The following is a 24,225-nucleotide window of genomic DNA, read 5'->3' as shown; positions in this document are numbered from 1 at the left end:
AGCCTGACAGCCCGCGCCGCGGCGAAGCTCCGTGGCCAGGGGTCGCTGACCCACTGCCTGCAGGTCTTCATCCACACCTCACCGTTCGATCGCCGGGGGAGCCCTACAGCGCACGCCAGATCGTGCCCTTTCCCGCCCCCACCGATGACAGCCGCGAGCTGATCGGCGCGGCGATGGGCGCTCTCCAGCAGATGTACCGGGAGGGTCCGGCCTATGCCAAGGGCGGTGTCATGCTCTCGCAGTTCGTCCCGGCCCGGCACCGCACCGACGATCTCTTTGCCCCAGGGCGCCGGCCCGGCAGTGAGCAGCTGATGTCCGTCATGGACCGAATCAATGCCAGGATGGGACGCGGGACCGTACGGATCGCTCAGGAGGAGGTCGCGTCAGGGTGGGAGATGCGCCGGCAGTTCTTGTCACCTGCCTATACCACCCGCTGGGATGAGCTGCCGGAGGCGCATTAGTCTGGCGGCGGTGCCTCACGTAGCCCACTTGTTGGGCGGCAACCCTCGGAAGGTGAACTCAACCGTAGCACCAGGAACGAGCTCGAGCATATTGAAGCTCGCCAGGTCCCCGACGAAATCCATGATCGCCTGACGGGCATCGGGCAGGGTGGCGAGACGACTCACCTCGGGTAGGGCTTCCAGCAGCTGGTAGTAGCGAGCCTTGTCGTGCAGTTCCCGCGCCTCGGCGAGCGGAGCGACTTCCTGGAGCCCCAGGAAGCGAGCACTTTCCATCATGTCCGCCATCGAGAGCCAGTGCTCGGTGCCCGACAACACCCGAGGCGTGAAGATCACGTCAAGGAACAGCCCGAGCTTCCACTCCACGGGCGCGATGCCAAACACCCAGTCCCCAGGGATTGAACGCGTCAAGGCCGGCGGGGGCGCCTCAATGTCCATTCGCGCCATCGCCTTGCGTGTATGGCGCTCCAGCTGGGGAAGCGAAAAGCGCTGTGGTAGCGATGCCGTGGCCGGCAGCGTCATCGCAAGCTCTCGACAAGCAGTGTGGAGCCGCCTGGCCTCCGCCTCCATGCCAGTCAGGCTCTGAGCCTCGCGCTCCCGCTCCCAGTTGCGCCTCGCTTCTTCTCGACGCCGCTGCTCCGCTTCGAGATCGGCCTTGCGTTGCGCCTCCCACCTGGCCTTCGTCTCTTCGGCTCGCTTCTCGCGATCGAGCCGGGCCTGCTCATCCAGCCTCGCCTGCTCATCGGCGCGACGCTTGGCGTCAGCCAGCCATCTCTCTTCAGCCCGAATGGCGGCCTCTCGCTGGCGCTGACGCTCCAGGGCCACCTCCTCGTCCGCCCGCCGGTTGCGTTCATTGGCCTGGGCAATCTGCTCGGCCAGCTTCGCTTCCAGCTCGGGCCGCGCCTCTTCCAGCCGCGGGTTGACGATCCACATCGCGTTAAACTGGTTGTAGATCTCGTCCTCGAGCACATTGAGCGTCAGGGTGCGCTGTACATGGCCAAGCGATATCTCGATGCAGCGCAGGCCACGCTCCTCGAGACGACGGCGCTTCTCCTCGTCGATGTAGTGGGTCACCGCGACCTCGATCAGGATCTGCACGCCACCCAGCGTCACGACCAGATCGGGCCGAACATCGCCAAGGCCGACTTCCAGCGCGGCATGGGTGACCGGGTGGCGATCGGTCCCCGGATAGATCTTCTTCGATACGGAGAGCTTGTGGCCGCGGCTATCGGCGGCTTCCACGCTGGCGGTCAGGGACGGCACCGGGATGGCGAGGCGATCAGCGATGAGCTGCTTGGCGGCAAGGTGGATGCCGGTTTCGGCTCCGGTACTGCAGGGGCGGTCGCTGTTCGAGTGGGCGAAGTAGTGCCGCACCTTCTCCCCATCCTCGCTTCCAGGGACGTCTGGCACTCGGGGCAGACACAGCCGCATCGCAACCCGCGCTCACTGGGCGAGAGCTCGTCGATGTGAACCACTCGCCCGTCACGCAGGCCAAACGGGATCTTTGCGGTCGAAGATGAGACGTTCCTGATCATGGCCACATGGTCTCAGAACAGCGCCAGCTGCGCCTCACCCGACCGTGTCGGTGGCGCCTGAGCCGGATAGTCGCCCGAGGCATCGTCCATGCCTGCCAGCCAGGCCATATCCTCGGCGCTCCAGGCCGGATAGGGCGACGGGGCGAACGCCCCTGTCTCACGCCGGACCTGGGCGGCGTCGCGGCGTAGTGTCTGCACATCGCGATATGCCGGCATGGCGGATGCATCAGGCCGCCGAGACATGCGCCAGCAGGTGGCAGCTGTCCCGGTACAGTCGGGAATCGGGGATGAGGTGCAGATCGCCCGGGATGGCGTCCTCGGACAACAAGCCCGGCGCCATCAACAGATAGAGCGCTGCATCCCGCAGCTGCTGGCTGGGAGTTCGCTGCGCGAGCTGGTCGGTCAGGCCTAACCCCCACTTCCGCGCCAGGGCGGCGCCATGCAGTACCGCGAGCACTTCGGGCCGAGTGGCCGCCCGGTCGTACTCAGCATGCAGCTCACGGTCCCGCTGGGTAGGTCCCTCCACCCGGAGGGGCACGCCATCACTGGGCACCAGCGCCAGCAGGTGTCTTTCGGCCTGTCTGACGGCACGGCTCACGCCCAGGCGCCTCAGAGAGCCCGGCTGGCCCCGTGAGGCGCCCTTCAGCTGGCTTGGCAGCCGGCCGGCGAGCCAGTGTTCCTTGAGAACGCCGAGATCGATGCGCAGACCAATCACGCGGAGGTGGTCCTGGCTCCCAGCCGGCACCAGGCAGGCGCCCATCGCCTCGCGTGGCTTGCCAGGGACAGAGGCGACAGGCTCACCGACGAAGTCGCAGCAGAGCATCGGCATGGCGGCCGAGGGGTGGCTCGGGTCGGTGGTGGCCGGCGTATAGCGCCTCGAGACCAGAATCTCATAGGCCGCCACCGGTGTGGTGGCGTGGTAGAGACGAGTGTTCATGCGTCGAGGCGTCCCTGCGTCAGGCGCGTCAGCGCGTTGTCGTCCATGGCGGTCTTCACCCCTGCCTCGACGCGGCTGCCTTCCAGCGCCAGCCACACATCACCCAGCCTCAGGGGCTGGTGATCGATGCCCGCAAGCCGTCGCTCATAGGAGTCGAGGTGCCCCTCGCGCTGCGCCAGCTCTCTCGCCGCCTTGATCACCTGGGGAGAGGCCTCCTGGGCATGGTGCTTCTCGAGGTAGCGACGCGACTGCGCATCGCGCTCTTCCTGGACGTGGTCGGGCACCCCGGTATCGCGAGGCTGGCGCCAGGAGCCACGCGACCCCAGCAGCGCCAGCAGCATGACGAATGCGACGATCCCCAGCGCTCCGGCGAACACCCCCGGAGCGATCAGCGCTTCCGAGCGCAGGTGATAGAGCAGCCCGGCGCAGAGCCCGGTGAGCATCAGGATCAGCAGGAAATGGTAGTGAACCTTGTTCATGCGGCTTTCCTTGAGGTTTCAGCGGGCTTGGTGGCCGTCAGGATGACCACCGAAATGCTGGTCCCCTTGAAGTCGCCAGTGTAGGGAGTCGAGATCTCCACCTCCCAGTCGCTCAGTGCCCTTGAGGGGTGCGACGAAACAGTGGCCGGCAGGATCGCCACCAGTCTGCCTCCCGGGGCGACCAGCTTGGCCGCGGCATCCAGGTGAGCCTGATGTCGACCGCCCTGGTAGGGAGGGTTCATCACCACCTTGTCGAAGCGCGGGGCCGACTTCGCCCACGCCAGGAAGTCACCCTCGACCACCTCGAACCCCTGGGCCCTGAGCACCTGGCAGTGCAGAGCAGCCACCTCCACGCAGGTGGTGCGCTCCTGGGGCAGCAGGCGGGCCAGGTGACCCTGACCGGCGCTGGGCTCCAGCACGTCCTCACCCGGTGCAATCTCGGCCGCGGCGACGGCCGCCTCGGCAATGTGCTCAGGCGTCGGATAATACTGGTGGCTGCGTTGATCCGGGATCACTCCCGACAGGATCACGTGATTGATGGCCTCCTGGACGTTGTAGTCGAAGGCGTAGCGTCGCGTCTGCGTGCGCACCCCGCCCAGTGACTCGAGGACTCGCTCCACCTCCTGGCAGGTGTGCTTGTCGGTGGCGCACACGGTCAACTCGGTCCAGTCGTCGTGGGGCCGGCAGTCGCGCAGGGCGCTGAGAACAGCAAACGGCAGCGGGCGGGTCATCAGGTCGAAGTGCTTCGGCTTGGGACCGGGCGCCGGCTGTGTCCGGAACTCGCTGGGGATCGCCTCCGGGAACAGGCTGGCGAGCACCCGGTTGAGCCGCCAGGCGATGTCGGGCGCCACCTCGATATGGCAGGTGCCTTTCTTGTAGAGCCTGACCCGCAGGGCATTGCCATCGAGGCTATGCCACACTCCCAGCCGCTCACGCAGCCGGTAGAGATCGCAGTAGGTGGTGTTGTGCGACGGCTCGTCACGGTGCATGAAGCGAGCCACCACCGCCCGCAGGTCGTTCAGGTAGTTCGCCATGCGGCTGCTGGGATGCTGCATGTCATCGAGCATGCAGCCGACGATCATGCGCTTCGAGAAACCGACGGTCTTGTTGGTCTTGTGCACACCGGACAGCACGCGGAACACGCCGTCCACCCGTTCCGCGAAGAAGGCCGGGCGCTGCGCCAGCAGGCTTTCCAGGGTAGCCCTGACGGTGCTCTCCTCGAAGGCCGGCGTATCGAAGCGGCGGATCTGCTCGGCCCAGTCATTGCGGCGCTTGGCCGGCATGACCTCGAGGATGTCGGTCAGGTTCAAGGCCCGCTGCCAGAAATCGGCGTCCAGCGCCTTGTAGGCCCCCTCGGGGTTGAGCAGTCGCTCGAGGCTCTTGCCCCCATAGCGGGACAGGTCCGGCATGTTGCCCTCGAGGCAGTAGCCGATGGCATCCTGACGGCCCTCCCCCATCACCAGGTCCACCGTCTCCTGAATCTTGCGACGCATCGCCTGATACTGGCCAATGAGCTGGTCGATCATGTCTGACGAGACCGGCGCAAAGAACTCGCCGAGCTCTTCGCCGAGCACCTCAACGGTCGGGGCGTGATCGTTAGTCTGCTGGTTCATCAGGCGGTCCTCCTGGGGTGTTCGTGGGGGATGCTGGCGCCGCACTCCTCGGCGATCAGGGCATTGATGCGCTCCACGTGCTGGGGCTGCTTGAGCCACAGGTGAAGGTTGCCGTTGGCAAACCAGCGACAGGTCAGCCAGTCGGTCTCGTGTTCGCGTTCGCCGCGGCGGCGGCAGGCCTCGAGCTCGGTCGATAGCCGCTCGGCATGGGTCAGGTGGGTCGGGTCCTGCCCCTCGAGCAGATACAGCACCCGCTCCAAGTCATCGACGCGCTCCCGAGCCGAGCTGAACCCGTTCCAGCCGGCTTCCCGGAAGGCCTGGGGCAGCACCAGCCGCGTGCCGACCTTGAACGCGCTATGGCTGCGGTACGCCCGTGCCAAGGAGCGGAAGAGCTCGACGACGCCCCGACGGAACACCTCGTGGCGCTGGCCGAACAGCTGGATGAACGTGGCGTGGACGTTCTCCCGGGTCAGGGGTAAGGGGTTGGTCGCCAGGTCCTGCTGAATCTCGCGCTTGTCGTCGGCGGTCATCACCGCCGACATCCCGGAGTGGTCCATCAACCAGCGCCAGCCCTCGGCATCGAAGGCACTGGCTGCCTCAGCCACGGCACGGGTGCGCACCTCGTCGGGACGGCAGGCCAGCGATGCCCAGGACTGTTTACGCAGGCCGGAGGTGAACCCGAAGCCATTGAGCGGCATCAGCGCCGTGGCCTCGGCCAGCTGCTCCATCGCGGAGCCCACCAGGGCCAGCGCCCTCTCCCGACGTTCCAGCAGGTCATCCATCGCGCCGGTGGGCGGGGAGAGCTCGCGGGAGTCGGAATCGCTATCTTCTACCGTATACGGTATTACGGTAATACCGTGCATGATCATTCCTCCCGTCCTTGTTCGCCGCCGGCGGGCCGGAGCGCCAGCATGCCGCGCAGCGCCTGCAGCGCCTCGACCTCCTCTCTGGGGAGGGTGATGGTCAGGAAGCCGGGCCTACCCGGGGTCGGCGTGGCGTGATCCAGGTGCCACAGCAGCGGCAGCAGCCGGGCATTGATCGTCAGCTGCTCCTCATCGCTCAGCGATTTCGGTGAGGCCGACAGCGCCGCGGCGATGTCGCGGGCCGTGACACGGCGCTTGCCCTGGGCCATGGCCTGGGCCTGACGGACGATGCCGGCCGCGTTGTCGCCGTGATCGCGCTGCAGGGATACCGCGAGGGTGGCCGACAGCGCACCGGCCTCAACCAGCGCCCGTAGCCGATCGCCCAGCTGGAGAAAGGACAGCGTCTTGTGCACGTGGGGCTGGGAACGGCCGACCCGCTTGGCGATCTGTGCCTCGGTCCACCCCGACGCGGTCAGGCGCCCGTAAAGCTCGGCCCGATGCAGCGGCGCCAGCGCTTCGGCATGCGAGCCGGTCAGCAGGCTCAACGCCTCTTCGACGCTGTCTTCGTTGCGGTCATCGCTCATGGTGCGTTCCCCGTGGTGAGTGATGGGGCCAAGCTATAACCAATTTATGATTATGCAAGCACCATAAAACGGAGGGGCCGGGGCGCAAAGAGACCGCCGACACGCGGCGTACCGACGCGTCAGCGAGGAGGGTTCAGGAGGGAAGGATCATCCAGGCCTCATGGCGAGGCCCACGCTACCGCCGGAAGCAGTGGCTATGCCCAGCGACGCCAGGCGATTCCCGCGGTGACAGGGAGCACCAGCGCGATCGCCACGCCGGAAAGGACCCTGGGCAGCACGGGGTCGGCCGTGAGCAGCAGCAGCCCCGCGGCCAGGACGACGGCGAAGGCGAGGGCCACGTGCCAGCCCCTCATGCCCGGGTACCGGGCATAGAGGCTCAGCAGGGCCGTCAGCATGGCGGCCGCGGCGAAGAGCCAGCCCGGATTCAGGCCATGGCCCAGGAGCCGGTGAACAGGAAGGCGATCGCCAGACCGATGGTGGCGAACTGGAAGAATGCGCTGGCGCGGGTCGATTTCATGAGTCCGTCCGGTACCTATGCGGTGCGTTGGCTGGCATCGCCTTGGGTTGATAGCCGCTCGATCGCATAGCCCAGGGCGAATCCCGCGATGGCATCGTGGCGCTGGGCATGCTCCTGCAGGAGCGGGGCGAACCACGAATAGTGGAACCCCTGCACCGCCGCCTGCCGGCCGCAGTGCTCGGCGCGTTCCCGCACCGGGATCGGCACCGGATTGGAAGAGAGAAACCACTGCGCATAGAGCCGCCCGGCGGCAACACCCGTACGCTCGGTTCCGGCCGCCGTCTGGGTAGCGCCGTGGCGAACGGCCTCCTCCAGGACAGGGTCGAGCCGGCCGTGCGCCAGCTCATGCTCAATCACCTCGCGGAGGCGGTAGTCCTGGCCGAAGGGTTCCTCCCCCAGCCCTCTTCCTCGTCGTCGAGGGAATCATCGTAAAACGGATCGTCGTCCACGGGGCGCTCCTCCAGCATCCATGACTCCATGATGTCATACCTCGACCGCCGGTTGGGTTTCGACCCGAGCCGCCGTGTCGGGGATATATCCCATCTCATCGGCCATCTCATAGGCCATGCGCCTCCAGTGCCGTTGCCAGCGCAACCGGGTGATGCGCGACGCGAAATACGAGACATCGGAGAAGCACTCGATGGACGGCTGAATGCTGCGCATGAGCTGGCAGCGGACATTGGAGGGGAGCTTATTAGCGGCGTGGTAGCGCTTCCCGTTGGCACGCCCTAGCCCCTTCCCCGTTAAGGCCTTGGTGATCACCTCCGCACTATGCGCATCGACGTCAGCATGTTCGGCCTGCCGACGGTCCAGATGCGCCAGGACGATTGCAGTGCGACCCCGGCGGTTGAGCCCGCCCACCTTGCCCGCGACCTTCCCAAGCTCCCTATCCCCTGCCTTGTGGAGTTCATCACCCGCCGAAGCAAGCTTGCGGCTGAACGTTCTTCCCTTCCGGATGCCAGGGGTATGAACCGGCGCCACGCCGCCGGCTTCGTAGAGCTGGCGCATGGTGTCGATGCGCTCCTTGTAGAGGCCATCGATGGCCATCGCGGCGTGGACCAGCAGCCCGGTCAGGGCTGGATCGTCATCTTCGGGGCACACGATCACCCGGGGGCTGGCAACCCCTTCCAGGTAATGGTCGACAGCATTCTGCAGCGCATCGCTGGCATGCCCCGCGTCTGGCTGGCGAACCTCTCCATGAGCCCACCGGAAATAGTTCGCATCCACGATATCCACCGTCATCCCATGCCACTGGCTCGGCGACACGCCACTGTCCTTCAGATGGCGCAGGACCAGGGACGCTGCCTCCTTGACGTACCAGGCATAGTGCCCGGGGTCATGGTCGCTCTGCTTGCCATGCCGCAGCCGGCGTGGAGTGATCCCGATCAGCTGACATGACGCCACAAGGCCTCCCAGATCGCTGAAATGGAACAGGCGCAGGCGAAGCTCGGCATGGGTGTGCGCGCCGTCGCCTGACAGCTGCCACGTCGCTTCGAAATAGGCGTTGCTCTCGGCAGAGATGGTGGTTCGGGGCGGCTCAGCGCTGAACAGGGCGCCAACACTGGCTACGGGTTTCAGCTGCATGGTGGTCCTCGTGGGCGTGGTTGGTATGCCACGAGATTGCCATGCCTCGCCGGAGGCACTCGGGGCTCAACGTGCCCTTGAGGGGCACTTTCGCCAGAAAGGTCACCAGCTGGCGGTGACTAGATGCATTGACGCGTTGTGTCACCGGCCAAGCAGAGCGCTTGCGACGCGGGTGTGATGCTTTCCTAATGCAACAGCATTCCCAACCAGGTCGCACCATGCGCAAGGCCACAGAGTTTCCCCCAGGCGCTCCGGTCACGATGTCACCGGAAGCTTTCGACAACGCCGTGTTGGTCCTCAAGGCGCTGGGCAGCCGCCCCAGGGCTTCGCTGCTGAGGCTCCTCGCATCTGAGAACGGCATCGAGCACTCGGTGGGGGAAATCGAACAGATCCTGGGGCTCTCCCAGTCCGCCGTGTCCCAGCACCTGCGGATCTTGCGGAAGGCTGGTATCGTGACGACACGACGGGACAGACAGTCCATCTACTACTCGCTGAGCGACGAACGCGTGCGAGAGATCCTGCGGATACTGGCCTAATAGGTGGGGAAGCGACGCCGGGAAACGAGGTGTGGCCTCCCATCAGATCGCCGTAAAGGGTAGAGCGCCAGACGGCTCCTGGCATCCGGTGTGAAGGGAGAAAGCCGCAATGCCAGCGTATCGGCGGTCTGGCCATCGCGCTTAAACCATTCGAGAGCGATCGGGTCCACCTCGTCATCGAAGGCGGCGATCCCGTGCAGCTGCTGGATACGTGCCTGAACGCGGAGTCGGCGAAACTTCTTGGCAGTCATGACCACTGTGTCGTCCTCGATCAATTCCGGCTTCTTCCGGCCTGTTGGTGCCTATACTACTCACAGCGAGCATCCCGCCAGCGTGGGGCCATCAGGTCGCAACGCGTGTAAGGTGGGCGGGAGGAGGACCCGGATTCCCGTCCACCGCCTTCAGCAGCCCTACTTTCCCACCATTCGACGCTTATGCAAGGGCAGGACCCTCTTTACCTGCTTGGTCGATGCTCGGCTACCAGGCGGTCAGCGGGATAGGGGCGCATGAACTCGGCACTTTCGTCGGCAGAGGCCGTCAGCCAATCCTTGATCCGTGCCTGGGGGAGTAGCACTACCATGCGCTTCTCCGCCCCTGGCCGGTGGAAGTTGCTCATCAGCGGATGGTCGTCGGCATTGATCGTCAGCATCGTATAGCTGTGCACGACGTCTCCGGCGGGCGAGCGCCAGCGCTCCCAGAGGCCGGCGATGCTCAGCGGCTTCCCGTCACGTCGCCAGATCCGCGTCGCCACTGCCTTGCCGCTGCGCCAGTCAGGCTCGTAGATCGCTGCAGCGGGGATGATGCAATGGCGAGCCTGGCGCCAGGCGGTGCGGAAGGAGGGTTTGGTGGCCACCGTTTCCGACCGGGCGTTGTAGGTGCGTCGGGCCAGCTTGTCGTCCTTGGCCCATGCCGGTAGCAGGCCAAAGGTGCCCGCCAACGCCTCGAGGGCTGGAGCCGCCTCATCGTGTGGGTCCGTGGCCGGCGCCAGCCGCACGAGCGGCCCGCTGTAGCCGGGCCATAGATCCGTCGACCACGTTTCATCGGTTGCTAAGCCGTAGGCCTCCAACATCGCTTGACGACTCGGGGCTTCGTAGTGACTGCACATCTTGCCTCCTGCGAGATCATCCTCTCCGAACACTATATGCCCACTGTGCAGCTGTGTGGTGGGCCCCGCCCGCCCCCTTGTGTAATCGACGACCCATGACACGATGCCCTGACGGCAACAGGAGGATGCATCGTGTCAGAGCAGCTTACGCCAGGGTTCATGGTGATCCACGGCAACCGCATGGAAGACCTGCAGGAGCTGGTGATCCAGTGGTCCCGCAGCAACCCGCTTCGCCCTCTGGAGCCCGAGGTGGTCCTCGTGCAGTCCAATGGCATCGCCCAGTGGATGCAGATGGCCCTGGGCGCCGACCCGGGCCCGGGGGCGCCGGCGGCGGCATGGGGATCGCCATGGCCACCGACATCATGCTCCCCGCTCGCTTCCAGTGGCTCTCGTACCGCCGCGTCATCGAGGCCGTCGAGGGCGCGGGCGCGGTGCCCACCGCTTCCCCGTTCGACAAGCCCCAGCTGCGCTGGCGCCTGCTGCGCCTTCTGCCCGCCAGGCTGGGCGAGCCCGGGTATGAGCCGCTGGCCAAGTTCCTCGGCGATGACCAGGAGCAGCGCAAGCACTTCCAGCTGGCCGAGCGGCTCGCTGACCTCTACGACCAGTATCAGGTCTATCGGGCCGACTGGCTCGACGAATGGCTCGCCGGCCGCGACCACACGATCAGCCCGCAGGGCGTGGCTCAGCCCCTTGCCGACGAGGATCGCTGGCAGGCCCTCCTGTGGCGCGACATCCATGAGGATGTGCCGACGGCGGCCCGCGAAACCCACCGCGCCGCTGTGCATCGTCGGTTCATCGAGGCCGCCAGGCATCTGACCCCCGAGACCCTTCCCGAGGGGCTCCCCGCCGCGTGGTGGTGTTCGGTATCTCCGCCATGCCCTACCAGTCACTCGAGGCCCTGGAAGCCCTCTCGGGGGCCTGCCAGATCCTGTTGTGTACCATGAACCCGTGCCAGCACTACTGGGGCGACATCGTCGAAGGCAAGGCCCTCCTGCGGGCCGAGTACCGGCGCCAGCGCCACCGCGAGGGTACCCCCGCCGATATCGACATGGCCGACCTGCACCTGCATGCCCACCCCTCCTGGCCGCCTGGGGCAAGCAGGGACGCGACTACCTCCACCTGCTGGATGAGCGTGACGAGAAGGACGCCTACGCTGGGCTGTTCGATCGGCACGGCCTGCGCATCGACCTGTTCGAACCCGGAGCAACCCATACCCTGCTGGGCCAGCTCCAGGACGACATCCTCCAGCTGCGGCCGGCGCACGAGTCGCTGAACGAGTGGCCGGCGGTCGACCCCGCCAACGACACCTCGATCCAGTTCACCATCGCCCACAGCCCACAGCGAGAGGTCGAGATCCTCCATGACCAGCTGCTGGCGGCCTTCGCCGCCGACCCGGCACTGCAGCCCCGCGACATCATCGTGATGGTGCCGGATGCGGACACCTTCGCGCCCTATGTCCATGCCGTGTTCGGCCAGTTCGGTTACAGCCACCCCCGCTATATCCCCTACGAGCTGGCCGATCAGCGCCAGCGTCACCATGCGCCGCTGCTGGTGGCCCTGGAGACCCTGCTCAACCTTCCGCAGCTGCGGGTCACCGCCAGCGATGTGCTGGACCTGCTCGATGTTCCGGCGCTACGCCGGCGCTTCGGCATCTCCGAGGCGGACCTGGCGATGCTGCGGCGCTGGATCGGCGGGGCCAATATCCGCTGGGGCCTGCATGGCGAACACCGGGATGCCCTCTCGCTGCCGGGCGACGATGAGCGCAATAGCTGGCGCTTCGGACTCGACCGGATGCTGGCCGGCTTCGCGTTCGGCGATGCCGACGACGTCGATGAGGCCGACTGGGAAGACATCGCCCCTTACGGTGAGGTCAGCGGCCTCGATGCCGCCCTGGTCGGCCCGCTTTACCAGCTGGCGGACACCCTGGACCACTACTGGCGCGAGCTCTCTACGACCCGCAGCGTGCGTGACTGGGTGCCGCTGCTGTCCCGGCTGCTCGAGGACGTCTTCCAGGCCGACAGTCGCCAGGAGGAGCGTTTGCTGCTGGCGCTCGAGGCCGGGCTGGAGAGCTGGCTGGATGAGGCCGATGGCGCCGAGTTCGGTGAACCGCTGCCGCTGAACATCGTCAGGGAGACCTGGCTTGCACGAGTCGACGAGAACCCGCTGTCACAACGCTTCCTAGGCGGCGCCGTGACCTTCGCGACCCTGATGCCGATGCGGGCGATCCCTTCCAGCACGTCTACCTGCTGGGCATGAATGACGGAGACTACCCGCGGGCCCAGCAGCAGATGGACTTCGACATCATGTCGCGCCCGGGCCAGTACCGCCCGGGGATCGCTCACGCCGTGAGGACGACCGGTACCTGATGCTCGAGGCCCTGCTGTCGGCTCGCAAGCACCTCTCGATCAGCTGGGTGGGGCGCAGCATCCGCGACAACTCGGAACGGGCCGCCTCGGTGCTGGTCGGGCAGCTGCGTGACCATCTCGCCGCGGCCTGGCGGCTGGCGGGCGACGACACCGAGCACAGCGGCGCCCGGCTGGTGGAGGCGCTCACCACCGAGCACCCGCTGCAGCCGTTCAGCGCGGCGTACTACCGTGACGGCGCGGCGGCAGCGGGCCTGATCACCTACGCCGACGAATGGGAGCACCTGCACCACGCGCCTCAGGATGCGGCAAGCCATGCCCCGGGCGGGAACGTGCTGAGCGAGTGGCGGCCGGAAACCCCGGTGACCCTGCGAGAGCTGGCCAGCTTCCTCCGTCGCCCCATCGACCAACTCTACCGCCAGCGCCTGGGGATCTTCTTCCCCGATCAGCAACTGGTCAGCCAGGATGCCGAGCCGTTCGGTTACGACAACCTGGAGGTGTGGAAGCAGCAGGACGCGCTCCTCCAGCCCGTCGGCTTGCAGCTGGCGCTCGACCCTTCCCTCGACCCCGAGACGCTGCTGGAGGCGGCAGTGGATCGTCGCATGCGCGAAGGCGAAATGCCCCATGAGCCGTTCGCCGGCACCGTCGCCGAGGGGCTCACCGCCCCACTGCTCTCTCAGCTGGCTCGGTACCGGGCCTACTTGCAGGACTCCCCGTCCGGCGCGACCCAGCCCCGGAAGTGCACTTCGCACATGGCGAGCTGCTGCTGGAGGACAGCCTGGATCAGGTGGTGGAAAACGCCGCCGGCATGACGTCCCGGGTGGTCCTCGAGACGTCGAAGCTCCACGAGGGTGACCGCGTGAAGTGGACCTCGCTGATCAAGCACTGGCCCTACCACCTGGCGCTGCAGCTGGTCACCGAGAACACCCCGAGCATCATCGTCGGCCAGACCGGTGATCTCATGCTCGATGGCATGAGCGCCGAGGCAGCCCGTGACACCCTCGGGCAGCTGCTCGACACCTGGTTGGCTGGCATGCACGCCCCGCTGCCGGTGACCTGCAAGGCCGCCTTCCTGGCGCTGGACCTCAACCTGTGGGAGGACGACAGCGCCGACCGGCTGAAGGTCGAGACCGCGTTCGAGGAGGAGCTCGAGCAGAGCCTGACCATCGCCCGCCACTACCCGGACTTCGCTTCGCTGGACCCCGACGGGCGGTTCCGTGAGCTCGCCACCACGCTCTACGCCCCCTGCGCCAGCAGGTCTACCAGGAGACGAACTGATGTCACTCGTTCTTGATCTGCCCCTGCGTGGCAGCCAGCTGATCGAAGCCAGTGCCGGTACCGGCAAGACCTTCACCATCGCCCTGCTCTACGTTCGCCTGGTGCTGGGCCATGGCATGCCGGAGGACGACGAGCAGCCTCGTGACAACGGCTTCGGCCGGCTGCTGACCCCGCCGGAGATCCTGGTGGTGACCTTCACCGATGCCGCGACCCAGGAGCTCAAGGGACGCATCCGGCAGCGCCTGGTGGAAGCGGCCGACGCCTTCCGCGAAGACCCGGAGACAGCAGACCTTGCCAGCGGCGACCCGTTGCTGGCGCTGCGCAACGAGTATCCCCCGGCCGCCTGGAAGACCTGTGCTCGCCGGCTGCAGATGGCGGCGGAGTGGATGGATGACGCCGCGGTCTCCACGATCCACAGCTGGTGCTACAAGATGCTGGTCGAGCATGCCTTCGACAGCGGCAACCTGTTCGCCCAGACCCTGCTGTCCGATCAGACCGAGGTGATCGCCGAGGCGGTGCAGGACTACTGGCGCACGCGCTTCTACCCCTCTCTCCCGCGCTTGCCGCCATGGTCTATGAGGAGTTCAAGTCGCCGGATGAGCTGCGCAAGGCGGTCAAGGACCTGCTCAAGCGCGAAGAGGCACGCCTGGAGTTCAACGAGGCCCTGTAGACCCCCGCCCCTGGACGTGAAGCTCGCTGAGATGGGCAGTCGCACCCAGAGCGCACGCGACGCCGAACAGCAGGCCCGTGACGCCTGGCTGGGCGACCAGGAGGCCTTGCGAGCCCAGCTGTGGGAGCTGCGTGCCGGCATGAACGGCAACTCCTTCAGGGGCAAGGACGATGACGACACCTTCGCCGAGTGGGTCGAGGGCGTCGAGGCGTGGGCCCATGGCGGGCCCGCCAATGACTTCCTGCCCAAGCTGGGCGCCCAGACCATGAAGCTCAAGAAGGGGCATGCGGTACCGGATCACCCCTTCTACGCGCTCGTGGATGCGTGGCAAAGCGCTGCTGCGTTGATCCCGAACCTGCGTCCGCACCTGCTGGCCGACGCTCGTGACTGGGTCCTCGAGGCGATCCAGCGCCAGCTGCAGAGTCGGGCCGAGATGGGCTTCGATGATCTGCTCAAGCGACTGGACGCGGCGCTCGCCGGCGAGAATGGGCCGGCGCTGGCACAACGGATCAGAGAGCAGTTCCCGGTCGCCATGATCGACGAGTTCCAGGACACCGACCCCCTGCAGTACCGCATCTTCGAGCAGGTCTATCGCGTCAGCGCCAACGACGAGCAGACCGGGATCATCCTGATCGGTGACCCCAAGCAGGCCATCTACTCGTTCCGTGGTGCCGATATTCGCACCTACCTTCAGGCCAAGCAGGACACCGCAGAGCGGCTGTACACCCTGGACCGCAACTTCCGCTCGAGCGACGGCATGGTCAAGGCCGTCAACGCGCTGTTCGCCCACGCCGAACAGCACCCGGCCGGTGCCTTTCGCTTCCGGGCCGAGGGCCATGACCCGCTCCCCTTCCACCCGGTCAAGGCCAAGGGGCGTGAGGAGGTGCTGGTGCTGCAGGGCCAGCCGGCCCCGGCGCTGAATGCCTGGTGGCTGGCACCGGATGACAAAGTGCGTCCCAAGGTCTACCAGAAAGCCATGGCCGAGCACGCCGCCGAGCAGCTCGCCCAGTGGCTCCAGCAGGCCCGTGAGGGGCAGGCAGGATTCAGGGCGGGGGATACGCTCACGCCGCTCAAGCAGTCCGATGTGGCGATCCTCGTGCGCGACAAGAACGAGGCAGCGGTCATGCGTGAGGCCCTGAGCCGGCGCCAGCTGGCCAGCGCCTTCCTGTCCGATCGGGACAGCGTCTTCGCCAGCGAGGAAGCCCGGGATCTCCTGTACTGGCTGCAGGCCTGCGCCAGCCCCGATCACGACGGCCATGTCCGTACCGCGCTGGCGACCCCTACCCTGGGGCTCGATCTCGCCTGGCTGGACCACCTGACCTCGGATGAGCTGGAGTGGGAAGCCTACCAGGACCGGTTCCACCGCTATCGTCAGCGCTGGCAGGCCGTCGGCGTGCTGCCGATGCTGCGCCTCATGGTCCACGAGTTCGACCTGGCACGCCGGCTGCTGGCCGAGACCGGGGGCGAACGGCGCCTGACCAATGTCCTGCACCTCGCCGAGTGGGCTCAGCAGGCCAGCGAGCTGCTCGACGGCGAGCAGGCGCTGATCCGCGAGCTCGCCGAGCACATCAACAACCCCACCGGTGAAGAGCAGGTGCTGCGCCTGGAGAGCGACGCGGAGCTGATCAAGGTGGTGACCATCCACAAGTCCAAGGGGCTCGAGTACCCCCTGGTGCTGCTGCCCTTCATCAGCCACTGGAACGAGGTCGATGGTCGCCGCGGCCGACCCACCTACGACAAGGACGGCCTGGTGATCGAGCTGGGCAAGAAGAAGGATGCACCCTTCGCGTTCAGCGAGGCCGACGACGAGCGTCTCTCCGAGGACATGCGCCTGCTCTACGTTGCTCTGACCCGGGCCCGGCACGCCGCCTTCCTGGGTATCGCCCCGCTGGCCCCGGGCAACGCCAAGCTCCCCCAACTGCACAAGGGCAGCCTGGGCTACCTGCTGGCCGGGGGCAGCCGATGAAGTCAGCCGCTGAGCTCGAAGACAAGGCGCAGGAGGCCCTGGCCGGGTGCGGAGAGGTAGCCTGGTCAGTGGTCGATGAGGACGTGTCCTGTACCGTCGTGCCGCCGAGCGTCGATGCCGCCATCTACCAGCCGGCCCGTCGCCCGACCCACGCGGCCTTTGCCCCGTGGTGGATCAGCAGCTACACCGCGATCGTGGAGCGCGGTGGCGCTACCTCCAGTGACCTAGCCCCCGACACGCCGGCGCAGGCCACCCAGGCGGATGAGGCCAGTGTTTACCTGGGCCAAGCCTCGGGCACGCCTGCCCCGGGCACGATCCACGCCTTTGCCCGCGGCCCCGAGGCCGGCAACTTCCTCCATGGCGTCCTGGAGTGGGCCGGTCAGAAGGGCTTCACTCAGGCCCTCGAGGAGACCACCGAACGCCGCCAGATGATCGAGCGTCGGTGCCGGGTGCGCGGCTGGGAGCAGGAGGCAGAGGGGCTGGATGAGTGGCTCACGACGCTTCTGCAGACCCCGCTGCTGGCAGAGGCCCCGGGCATGGCCCCGGTGGGGCTGTCGCGCTACCTCGTCGAGCAGGACTTCTGGTTCGGCGTGCACCAGGTGGCGACCCCGGCGCTGGACCAGCTCCTGCAGGCTCACACCCTCGGCGGCATCCGCCGGCCGGCCCTTGCGTATAACCGGCTCAATGGGATGCTCAAGGGGTTCATCGACCTGACCGTGGAGCACGAGGGGCGCTACTACGTCCTCGACTGGAAATCGAACTGGCTGGGGCCTGACGCCGGGCACTATCACCCCGCCGCGATGCGCCAGTCCATGGCGGAGAAACGCCATGACGTCCAGCTGGCCCTGTACCTGCTGGCGCTCCATCGCCACCTGCGGCAGCGCCTGCCGGACTACGACTACGACACCCACGTAGGCGGCGCCCTGTACGTCTACCTACGGGGTACCGGGGAGCCCGGGTGCGGGGTCTACCACGAGAAACCGTCACGCGAGCTGATCGAGGCCCTGGACGCCCTGTTCGCTGATGCCACCGCCACTGCTGAGGAGATTGCCTGATGGCAACGGATACCCTGCCGCTGATGCCCACCGGGGCCGACGCCCCACTGCAAGGCACCCAGGCCATGGTCACGCTGCTCCGTCAGTGGCGTGACGCCGGCTGGGTACGCGCTCTGGATACCGCGTTCGCCGAGTTCCTGGCCCGTCAGCGGCCGGACGTCAACCCCATGGTGCTGCTGGCTGGAACGCTGGCCAGTCATCAGAGTGGCCGTGGCCACCTGCTGCTCGACCTGGAGGAGGTGCTGCGCAACCCCGGCGGTGCCGTGGCCCAGGTGGACCTCGCGCCGAGCGACACCCAGCCGGCAACGACGCCGGAAGACCTGATGGGCTGGATCGATCTGGCGGCTTGGCAGGCGGCACTGGCGCACAGCGAACTGGTCAGCACCGATGGCGCCGAGCGCCGCCCCTGGTGCTGCAGGACAACCGGCTCTACCTGCACCGCTACTGGCGCTATGAGCGCGATATCACCCGCGCCATCGAGGACAAGCTCGCCCAGGCCCGGGACATCGATGAGGCCAGAATGGCGGAGCTCCTCGAGGCGTTGTTCCCGGCCAACCCCGAGGGGCCGTCCCCGGACTGGCAGAAGTTGGCCTGCGCCATCGCGGCACGCACGCACTTCAGCGTGATCACCGGCGGGCCCGGTACCGGCAAGACCACCACGGTCGTGAAGCTGCTGGCGCTGCTCCAGGCCTTGGCCCTGGCGCCGGGTGACACCTCGCCCCTGCGGATTCGTCTGGCCGCGCCCACCGGCAAGGCAGCAGCACGCCTCAATGAGTCGATCGCCGCTCAGGTATCGTCGCTGGCGCTGGAGGGCATTCCCAATGCCGATGCCGTTCGCGCCGCGGTTCCCACCGACGTCACGACGCTGCATCGACTGCTGGGGGCCCGACCTGACACCCGCAAGTTCCGTCATCACCGACTCAACCCGCTGCCGGCGGAGATCGTGGTTGTCGATGAGGGCTCGATGATCGACGTCGAGATGATGGTCAGCCTGCTGGATGCCCTTCCCGCCCATGCGGCGTTGATCCTGCTGGGGGACAAGGACCAGCTGGCCTCGGTGGAAGCCGGCGCCATCCTCGGTAGCCTGTGCGCCCAGGCCGCGGAGGGCCACTACACCCCGAAACCCGGGACTGGCTGACCCGGGTGGCGGGATCGGCCCGGAGCCGGACCTGGTCTGCCGGCCGGCGAGGCCGCTGGACCAGTCGATCGCCATGCTTCGGCACAGCTACCGCTTCGGCGCCGACAGCGGCATTGGGCGGCTGGCGCGGGCAATCAACACCAACCAGCCCGGGGAGGTCAGCAAGATCCTCGCTGACACGTCACGACAGGGCCTTCACCGGCTTTCGCTGGGTGAGATCGGGGATGCTGCCCTCGAGACACTGGTGGTGAACGGCGTGCCGGGGCGTGGGCATGGCTATGCCCACTACCTCGAGGTGCTGGAGAAGAACCGGCCGGACAACATGGCCGGCAAGGAAGCCTTCGATGCCTGGGCCGCCCAGGTGATCGCCGCGCACAGCCAGTTCCAGCTGCTGTGTTCGCTGCGACGTGGGCCGGCTGGGGTCGAGGGGCTGACGCCTCGCATCGAGGCCCAGCTGGTCGCCTCTGGCCACCTGCCCCAGGATGCAGGCGGGGCTCACTGGTATGAGGGCCGGCCCGTACTGGTGACCGGCAACGACTACAGCCTGAAGCTGATGAACGGGGATATCGGGATCACCCTGCGGGTGCCGGTCAACGTGGCGACGGGCGACATGGGGCTGCGCGTGGCCTTTCCGGCGGGTGATGGGTCAGGAGGGATTCGCTGGGTCCTGCCGAGCCGTCTGCAGAGGATTGAGACAGTCTTCGCCATGACGGTGCACAAGTCACAGGGCTCGGAGTTCGCGCATGCCGCGCTGGTCATGCCGGATGCGCCGAATCCGATCGCCACGCGGGAGCTCTTCTATACCGCGGTGACCCGGGCCAAGCAGCTCTTCACTCTGGTGGAGACGCGGGCGGATATCACCCAGCAGGTGGTGCGCAGCCGGACGCAACGGGCGAGCAGGCTATTCAGCGTGGAGTAGGAGACAACAGCGCGGCTGGCTTGGGCTGGCCGCGCCGATGGGTAAATCCGGGCGGAGGAGAGGTGGATACCATCAATGCAGAATCAGCGCTTATTAAATGTATCATTCTCAACAAGGCCAAATACTGAAAATAATTGCTCCATTGATCCAGATCGCCAAATCAAATTAACCTTGTGCTCTAGGTCTTTCTTAGAGATGCCAAAATTGTAGATATAATTTTCGTTTTTCTCCAGCCTCCTCACCACTTCCTCTTTAACACTATCAAATGTGATCCGTGCATCACGCATCTCAACATCAATGATCCACGCCGAACATAATCGTGAAAGGAATCGCTGCCGCTTAGTACCGCCCCAGGGACCAATGATTTTTGTATTATGAAGGGTCCTTATGGGGCCTTCTAGCGGGACTATCATTGCATTTTCCATCGTAGCTGGCAGGGTTTTCCTTTTCCCTACTGGCACTTTTAGATGATAAGCATGGAACGGTGTAAGTATTTCACCATCATCGCTCAGAAACAACATCGTGTTATCCATGTCTTGAATAACGCGGCCCTCGCTGGGATAATCACTATCAAAGCGCTTGCTGTGTATACCGGCTATCATTTCAACCCCGACCAGCCAAGCACATGTCATGACACCCCCTGCCACTCCGAGCGAGGTGGCCTGGAAAAAGATCGTGCTGGGAAAGGTGCTGACGCCTCCCCCAGAACAGCGTCAATAAAGTAGGGAACGACAACTATTGCTGCTCCCAATCCAGCCATCAAGGGGATAAAGTAGACAGATAGGAACGCCGCGTATTTTAAGTACCGCATAGAACAGCTCCATTATAAATACGGAATATAGATCTCCCCAGGCAAACCCAGGCGTTAGATAAAGGTTCTGCAAGAGACCACTTCGCTGAAGTGGTCTACACTCTCCTAGCAATGAGATGGCGCACTGACCATTTATCGACTGGGGTTAGTGTCCCTCAAAAGCCACCGGGGCTGGTCCATGGCTCTTTCTTCTAACAACGACCGTCCCGGCAATTTTATCGTGCCACCCTTGTTTCCTCGAATCAAAGGCAACCCAAATAATGCCAAGACCTAATGGTATAAAGGACACGTAATAGGCGACATATCTAACAACCAGTCTTTGCGTACTTACTGGACACCCTGTCCGCGCATCGACGATTCGAGCTGAAACAGCCATCTTACCTGGCGTCGCCTGTTTGATTCTCCAGAATCCAATAGCCAATATGGCTGGCAATACCCAATTAATGAATAGCTCCGCTCTTCTGAAAACCCATTCGGTGCTAGTCCAATATTCCCAGCCATATATATATGTAAGCAGCGGCCACATGACAGCGAACAACAGCACAGTGTCAATCAACGTGGCTCCAACACGGGGCCAAAAACCCACATACTCAATTTCATCGGTCTTCATATCAATTCCTCTTATGCATCTAGGTTATCAAGGGTTAGGGTCGGATCAAATATTTCGTGGCGGATATTTAACTCCCAGGATAGTTGTCGGCCGGCAAGACCATAAGGCTCTCAGGGCCGGCATGTATGATGCCTCAATCGGCCCATCGGTTGGGAGGCAGCCCCCGGAAGGTGAATTCAATCGTGATGCCAGGAACGAGCTCAATCATATTAAAGTTCGCCAGATCCCCGACGAAACCCATGATCGCCTGGCGGTCATCGGGTAGAGTGGCGAGCCGATTCACATCAGGAAGGACCTCCAGGAGCTGTAATTCGCGAGCCTTGTCGTGCAGTTGCCGGGCCTCGACAAGCAGAGCGACTTCCTTGAGCCCCAGGAAGCGAGCACTTTCCATCATGTCTGCCATGGATAGCCACTTTTCTTTGATGCCCGACAACATCTGTGGTGTGAAGATCACGTCCAGAAACATTCCGAGCTTCCACGCCATGGGCGCGATGCCGAAGACCCAGTCCCCGGGAGTCGAGCTCATCAAGGCTGACGGAGGCGTCTCGATGTGCATACGTGCGATCCCGTTGTGTATATGGCGATCCAGCTGCGTTAGCGACTCCGCGGCCACCAGCTCCTGCCAATCGGTGTACTCCGTGGCCGCCAGCTTCGTCGCCAGCTCCTGGCAAGCAGTGAAGAGCCGACGGGCCTCTGCTTCCATGTTGTTCAAGGACTGGGTGTCACGCTCCATGAGGCGCCGCTCTTCTTCGCAGCGCCGCTGCGCAGACTCGAACGTTTCATAGACGCGCTTCTTGTCGTCAGCCAACCTCAATTCTTTTGCGCGGATGGCGCCCTCTCGCTGGAGCTGGCGTTTACGGGCGTCCCTCTCATCCGCCCGTCGATTGCGTTCATTGGCGTGGGCAATCTTCTCGGCCAGCGTCGCTTCCAACTCGGGCCGCGCCTCTGCCAGCCGAGGGTTGACGATCCACATCGCGTTGAACTGGTTGTAGATCTCGTCCTCGAGCACATTGAGCGTCAGGGTGCGCTGTACATGGCCAAGCGATATCTCGATGCAGCGCAGGCCACGCTCATCGAGACGACGGCGCTTCTCCTCGTCGATGTAGTGGGTCACCGCGACCTCGATCAGGATCTGCACGCCACCCAGCGTCACGACCAGATCGGGCCGAACATCGCCAAGGCCGACTTCCAGCGCGGCATGGGTGACCGGGTGGCGATCGGTCCCCGGATAGATCTTCTTCGATACGGAGAGCTTGTGGCCGCGGCTATCGGCGGCTTCCACGCTGGCGGTCAGGGACGGCACCGGGATGGCGAGGCGATCAGCGATGAGCTGCTTGGCGGCAAGGTGGATGCCGGTTTCGGCTCCGGTACTGCAGGGGCGGTCGCTGTTCGAGTGGGCGAAGTAGTGCCGCACCTTCTCCCCCATCCTCGCTTCCAGGGACGTCTGGCAGTCGGGGCAGACACAGCCGCATCGCAACCCGCGCTCACTGGGTGAGAGCTCGTCGATGTGAACCACTCGCCCGTCACGCAGGCCAAACGGGATCTTAGCGCTCGATGAGGAAACTTTTCCGATCATGGGCGTACCCTACGAAAGGTCATGACCCGGCCGACAAATCCAATAGGATCGCAGTGTTTGCGCCATCTACTCAGGCAGCTCGTGCCCTTGAGGGAGCTTTTGCGAATTCTTCGGGGTTAACGCGCTGCCAACGTGATGCAGCCCGCCGAAGGGGCGGGCTGCAGTCTCGTCGTGACGGTGTGACGGGGAGATGGTTGGCTTGCTCGCCCCCTGCCCTACAGCATCTCCTCGCCCGCCAGCGCCAGCCGGGATCGCTCGACGCTCTTCAGCGTGACGTGGCCGGCATGGGGCCAGTCGCGGAAGCTCTCTACCACTGCGGCCATGCCGCTGGTGTTGGCCGTGAGGTAGGGCGTGTCGATCTGGCCCACATTGCCCAGGCACACGATCTTGGTGTTGCGGCCGGCGCGGGTGATCAGCGACTTGATCTGCTTCGGCGTGAAGTTCTGGACCTCGTCGATGATCAGGAAGGTGTCGTTGAGGGTGCGGCCACGCATGAAGCCCGGGGCACGGATCTGCACCCGGGAACCGAGCAGCTGGCGGGTGGCGCCGTTCTCCCAGCTGCTCTCGCCATCCTCGTTGCGCAGCAGGTTGTCCATGTTGTCGTGGAAGGCCCCCATCCAGGGCGACATCTTCTCCTCCTCGGTGCCGGGGAGAAAGCCGATGTCCTCGCTCATGGTGATGGGGGCCCGGGTGAACACGATACGCTCGAAGCGCTTGCTGTCCAGGGTCTGCTCGAAAGCCGCGGCGAGGGTCATGAAGGTCTTGCCGGTACCGGCGCTGCCGGCAATGGTCACCAGATCGACGTCATCATCCATCAGCAAGTTGAGCGCAAAGTTCTGGCGACAGTCGTGGGCATGTACGCCCCACACGTCGGTGCCGTGCCGGTAGTTCCGGAGCAGCTCCAGGGTGGCGCGTTGGCGGGTGACCGTACGGACCACCGCCTCGAACCCGGCCTCGGTGTCACCGTCGGCCACCAGCATCCCGGGGTGCCACTCCGCGGGGATCTCACCGGACAGCTGGTACAGCACTCGCCCGGCATCCCGCTCCACCTGAACATCGAGAGCGAGGCCATTCCACAGCTCACTGCCGGCATCCGGGTAGACCTTCACCCCTTCCAGCATCGCATCGCTGTCATCGAAGGCGCGATCGGTCAGGTAGTCCTCGACGGGCACGCCCAGGGCCGCCGCCTTAACCCGCAGATTGATGTCCTTGGTGACCAGGATCACCGAGGCATCGTCACGCTCCTTCTGCAGACGGCAGGTTTCGGCCAGGATGCGGTTGTCGGGGCTGTCGGCCAGTGCGTGTTGATCCTGCAGATCCTGGTAGCACAGCAGCCGCAGGCGCCCGTCGGTGCCACTTTGCCGGGTGATGGGGATGCCCTGGTGGATCTGTTCGAGGTCGACGTTGCTGGTGAGGTCGGAAAGGGTCCGGCTGACTTGGCGGGCGGTGCGGGCAATCTCGCGGATGCCGTTCTTGTGCTTGTCGAGCTCCTCGAGGACGGTCATGGGGATGACCACCTCATGCTCGTCGAACTGGTAAAGGGCGGCGGGGTCGTGAAGCAGGACGTTGGTGTCCAGGACGTACAGGCGGGTGGACTTCTTGTCGATGCGTACCATGGGCACAGCTCC

General features: G+C 65.2%; 25 protein-coding genes and 5 pseudogenes. 13 read left to right on the top strand and 17 right to left on the bottom strand.

Annotated features, from left to right (window positions below; all coding sequences use genetic code 11):
* Positions 1 to 3: 3 nt before the first annotated feature.
* Both ACUDAL_RS19440 and ACUDAL_RS19435 read left to right on the top strand, forming a co-directional pair.
* Positions 4 to 215 (top strand): annotated as a pseudogene (locus ACUDAL_RS19440) (DinB/UmuC family translesion DNA polymerase); the annotation flags it as partial.
* Positions 192 to 461: a DUF4113 domain-containing protein gene (locus ACUDAL_RS19435; RefSeq protein WP_444679506.1), complete on the top strand. Its 270-nt coding sequence runs from the start codon at positions 192 to 194 to the stop codon at positions 459 to 461. The pseudogene ACUDAL_RS19440 and the gene ACUDAL_RS19435, both read left to right, overlap by 24 nt.
* 15 nt (positions 462 to 476) lie before the next feature.
* On the opposite strand, the gene ACUDAL_RS19430 is transcribed toward ACUDAL_RS19435, so the two are convergent.
* From ACUDAL_RS19430 to ACUDAL_RS19380, 11 genes are all read right to left on the bottom strand, one after another.
* Positions 477 to 1,832: a hypothetical protein gene (locus tag ACUDAL_RS19430; protein WP_444679505.1), complete on the bottom strand. Its 1,356-nt coding sequence runs from the start codon at positions 1,830 to 1,832 to the stop codon at positions 477 to 479.
* A gap of 173 nt (positions 1,833 to 2,005) precedes the next feature.
* Complete coding sequence (locus tag ACUDAL_RS19425; protein ID WP_444679504.1) at positions 2,006 to 2,209, bottom strand: hypothetical protein; 204 nt, start codon at positions 2,207 to 2,209, stop codon at positions 2,006 to 2,008.
* A 10-nt stretch (positions 2,210 to 2,219) separates the two neighbouring features.
* Entirely contained in the window at positions 2,220 to 2,930 is a 711-nt protein-coding gene (locus ACUDAL_RS19420; protein WP_444679503.1) for a hypothetical protein, read from the bottom strand.
* Positions 2,927 to 3,409 carry a hypothetical protein gene (locus ACUDAL_RS19415; protein ID WP_444679502.1) on the bottom strand — a complete coding sequence of 161 codons (483 nt, stop codon included), beginning with the start codon at positions 3,407 to 3,409 and terminating at the stop codon, positions 2,927 to 2,929. Before ACUDAL_RS19415 ends, ACUDAL_RS19420 begins: the two co-directional genes overlap by 4 nt.
* Positions 3,406 to 5,022 (bottom strand): DUF4942 domain-containing protein, encoded by a 1,617-nt coding sequence (locus ACUDAL_RS19410; protein WP_444679501.1) that lies wholly within the window; start codon positions 5,020 to 5,022, stop codon positions 3,406 to 3,408. Before ACUDAL_RS19410 ends, ACUDAL_RS19415 begins: the two co-directional genes overlap by 4 nt.
* A complete protein-coding gene (locus tag ACUDAL_RS19405) occupies positions 5,022 to 5,885 on the bottom strand; it encodes a DUF4942 domain-containing protein (protein WP_444679500.1) in 864 nt (287 codons plus the stop codon). The genes ACUDAL_RS19410 and ACUDAL_RS19405 overlap by 1 nt, the downstream gene beginning before the upstream one ends.
* A 2-nt stretch (positions 5,886 to 5,887) precedes the next feature.
* Positions 5,888 to 6,469: a KorB domain-containing protein gene (locus tag ACUDAL_RS19400; RefSeq protein WP_444679499.1), complete on the bottom strand. Its 582-nt coding sequence runs from the start codon at positions 6,467 to 6,469 to the stop codon at positions 5,888 to 5,890.
* Positions 6,470 to 6,663: 194 nt separating this feature from the next.
* Complete coding sequence (locus tag ACUDAL_RS19395) at positions 6,664 to 6,864, bottom strand: hypothetical protein (RefSeq protein WP_444679498.1); 201 nt, start codon at positions 6,862 to 6,864, stop codon at positions 6,664 to 6,666.
* Positions 6,865 to 7,001: 137 nt separating this feature from the next.
* On the bottom strand, positions 7,002 to 7,343 hold the full coding sequence (locus ACUDAL_RS19390) for a hypothetical protein (RefSeq protein WP_444679497.1): 342 nt from the start codon (positions 7,341 to 7,343) through the stop codon (positions 7,002 to 7,004).
* Positions 7,340 to 7,465, bottom strand: a complete 126-nt coding sequence (locus ACUDAL_RS19385) for a hypothetical protein (protein ID WP_444679496.1) — start codon at positions 7,463 to 7,465, stop codon at positions 7,340 to 7,342. Before ACUDAL_RS19385 ends, ACUDAL_RS19390 begins: the two co-directional genes overlap by 4 nt.
* 4 nt (positions 7,466 to 7,469) lie before the next feature.
* Positions 7,470 to 8,570: a hypothetical protein gene (locus tag ACUDAL_RS19380; protein ID WP_444679495.1), complete on the bottom strand. Its 1,101-nt coding sequence runs from the start codon at positions 8,568 to 8,570 to the stop codon at positions 7,470 to 7,472.
* Between the two features lie 218 nt (positions 8,571 to 8,788).
* Between ACUDAL_RS19380 and ACUDAL_RS19375 the strand changes: the two genes are divergently transcribed.
* A complete protein-coding gene (locus ACUDAL_RS19375; RefSeq protein ID WP_444679494.1) occupies positions 8,789 to 9,106 on the top strand; it encodes an ArsR/SmtB family transcription factor in 318 nt (105 codons plus the stop codon).
* Here the strand turns inward: ACUDAL_RS19375 and ACUDAL_RS19370 are convergent.
* Both ACUDAL_RS19370 and ACUDAL_RS19365 read right to left on the bottom strand, forming a co-directional pair.
* On the bottom strand, positions 9,103 to 9,381 hold the full coding sequence (locus tag ACUDAL_RS19370) for a hypothetical protein (RefSeq protein WP_444679493.1): 279 nt from the start codon (positions 9,379 to 9,381) through the stop codon (positions 9,103 to 9,105). The genes ACUDAL_RS19375 and ACUDAL_RS19370 overlap by 4 nt on opposite strands.
* Positions 9,382 to 9,560: 179 nt before the next feature.
* Positions 9,561 to 10,211 (bottom strand): SOS response-associated peptidase, encoded by a 651-nt coding sequence (locus tag ACUDAL_RS19365; RefSeq protein WP_444679492.1) that lies wholly within the window; start codon positions 10,209 to 10,211, stop codon positions 9,561 to 9,563.
* Between the two features lie 159 nt (positions 10,212 to 10,370).
* Here ACUDAL_RS19365 and ACUDAL_RS19360 point away from each other — a divergent pair.
* From ACUDAL_RS19360 to ACUDAL_RS19315, 10 genes and pseudogenes are all read left to right on the top strand, one after another.
* Positions 10,371 to 10,505: pseudogene (locus ACUDAL_RS19360) on the top strand (exodeoxyribonuclease V subunit gamma); the annotation flags it as partial.
* Positions 10,506 to 10,546: 41 nt separating this feature from the next.
* Positions 10,547 to 10,987: pseudogene (locus ACUDAL_RS19355) on the top strand (exodeoxyribonuclease V subunit gamma); the annotation flags it as partial.
* 98 nt (positions 10,988 to 11,085) lie between these two features.
* Positions 11,086 to 11,178 (top strand): annotated as a pseudogene (locus ACUDAL_RS19350) (exodeoxyribonuclease V subunit gamma); the annotation flags it as partial.
* The gene (locus ACUDAL_RS19345) at positions 11,145 to 12,467 is read left to right on the top strand and encodes an exodeoxyribonuclease V subunit gamma (RefSeq protein ID WP_444679491.1); all 1,323 of its coding nucleotides are present in this window, start codon (positions 11,145 to 11,147) and stop codon (positions 12,465 to 12,467) included. The pseudogene ACUDAL_RS19350 and the gene ACUDAL_RS19345, both read left to right, overlap by 34 nt.
* A gap of 109 nt (positions 12,468 to 12,576) precedes the next feature.
* Positions 12,577 to 13,868 (top strand): annotated as a pseudogene (locus ACUDAL_RS19340) (hypothetical protein).
* Entirely contained in the window at positions 13,852 to 16,488 is a 2,637-nt protein-coding gene (gene recB, locus ACUDAL_RS19335) for an exodeoxyribonuclease V subunit beta (protein ID WP_444679490.1), read from the top strand. The pseudogene ACUDAL_RS19340 and the gene recB overlap by 17 nt, the downstream one beginning before the upstream one ends.
* Complete coding sequence (locus ACUDAL_RS19330) at positions 16,485 to 17,543, top strand: PD-(D/E)XK nuclease family protein (RefSeq protein ID WP_444679489.1); 1,059 nt, start codon at positions 16,485 to 16,487, stop codon at positions 17,541 to 17,543. Before recB ends, ACUDAL_RS19330 begins: the two co-directional genes overlap by 4 nt.
* The gene (locus ACUDAL_RS19325) at positions 17,543 to 18,169 is read left to right on the top strand and encodes a hypothetical protein (protein ID WP_444679488.1); all 627 of its coding nucleotides are present in this window, start codon (positions 17,543 to 17,545) and stop codon (positions 18,167 to 18,169) included. Before ACUDAL_RS19330 ends, ACUDAL_RS19325 begins: the two co-directional genes overlap by 1 nt.
* Positions 18,064 to 18,681: an AAA family ATPase gene (locus tag ACUDAL_RS19320; RefSeq protein ID WP_444679699.1), complete on the top strand. Its 618-nt coding sequence runs from the start codon at positions 18,064 to 18,066 to the stop codon at positions 18,679 to 18,681. Before ACUDAL_RS19325 ends, ACUDAL_RS19320 begins: the two co-directional genes overlap by 106 nt.
* Positions 18,682 to 18,754: 73 nt before the next feature.
* The gene (locus ACUDAL_RS19315; protein ID WP_444679487.1) at positions 18,755 to 19,600 is read left to right on the top strand and encodes an ATP-binding domain-containing protein; all 846 of its coding nucleotides are present in this window, start codon (positions 18,755 to 18,757) and stop codon (positions 19,598 to 19,600) included.
* Positions 19,601 to 19,683: 83 nt separating this feature from the next.
* On the opposite strand, the gene ACUDAL_RS19310 is transcribed toward ACUDAL_RS19315, so the two are convergent.
* From ACUDAL_RS19310 to ACUDAL_RS19295, 4 genes are all read right to left on the bottom strand, one after another.
* Entirely contained in the window at positions 19,684 to 20,232 is a 549-nt protein-coding gene (locus ACUDAL_RS19310) for a hypothetical protein (RefSeq protein WP_444679486.1), read from the bottom strand.
* 324 nt (positions 20,233 to 20,556) lie between these two features.
* Positions 20,557 to 21,021, bottom strand: coding sequence for an RDD family protein (locus tag ACUDAL_RS19305; protein WP_444679485.1), 465 nt, complete (start codon positions 21,019 to 21,021; stop codon positions 20,557 to 20,559).
* A 133-nt stretch (positions 21,022 to 21,154) separates the two neighbouring features.
* Positions 21,155 to 22,447, bottom strand: a complete 1,293-nt coding sequence (locus ACUDAL_RS19300) for a hypothetical protein (RefSeq protein ID WP_444679484.1) — start codon at positions 22,445 to 22,447, stop codon at positions 21,155 to 21,157.
* 365 nt (positions 22,448 to 22,812) lie between these two features.
* The gene (locus ACUDAL_RS19295; RefSeq protein ID WP_444679483.1) at positions 22,813 to 24,213 is read right to left on the bottom strand and encodes a PhoH family protein; all 1,401 of its coding nucleotides are present in this window, start codon (positions 24,211 to 24,213) and stop codon (positions 22,813 to 22,815) included.
* Positions 24,214 to 24,225: the final 12 nt, after the last annotated feature.

Source organism: Halomonas sp. E19 (assembly GCF_052439355.1).
GTDB lineage: Bacteria > Pseudomonadota > Gammaproteobacteria > Pseudomonadales > Halomonadaceae > Halomonas.
This window is presented reverse-complemented; position numbering and strand designations above follow the sequence as displayed.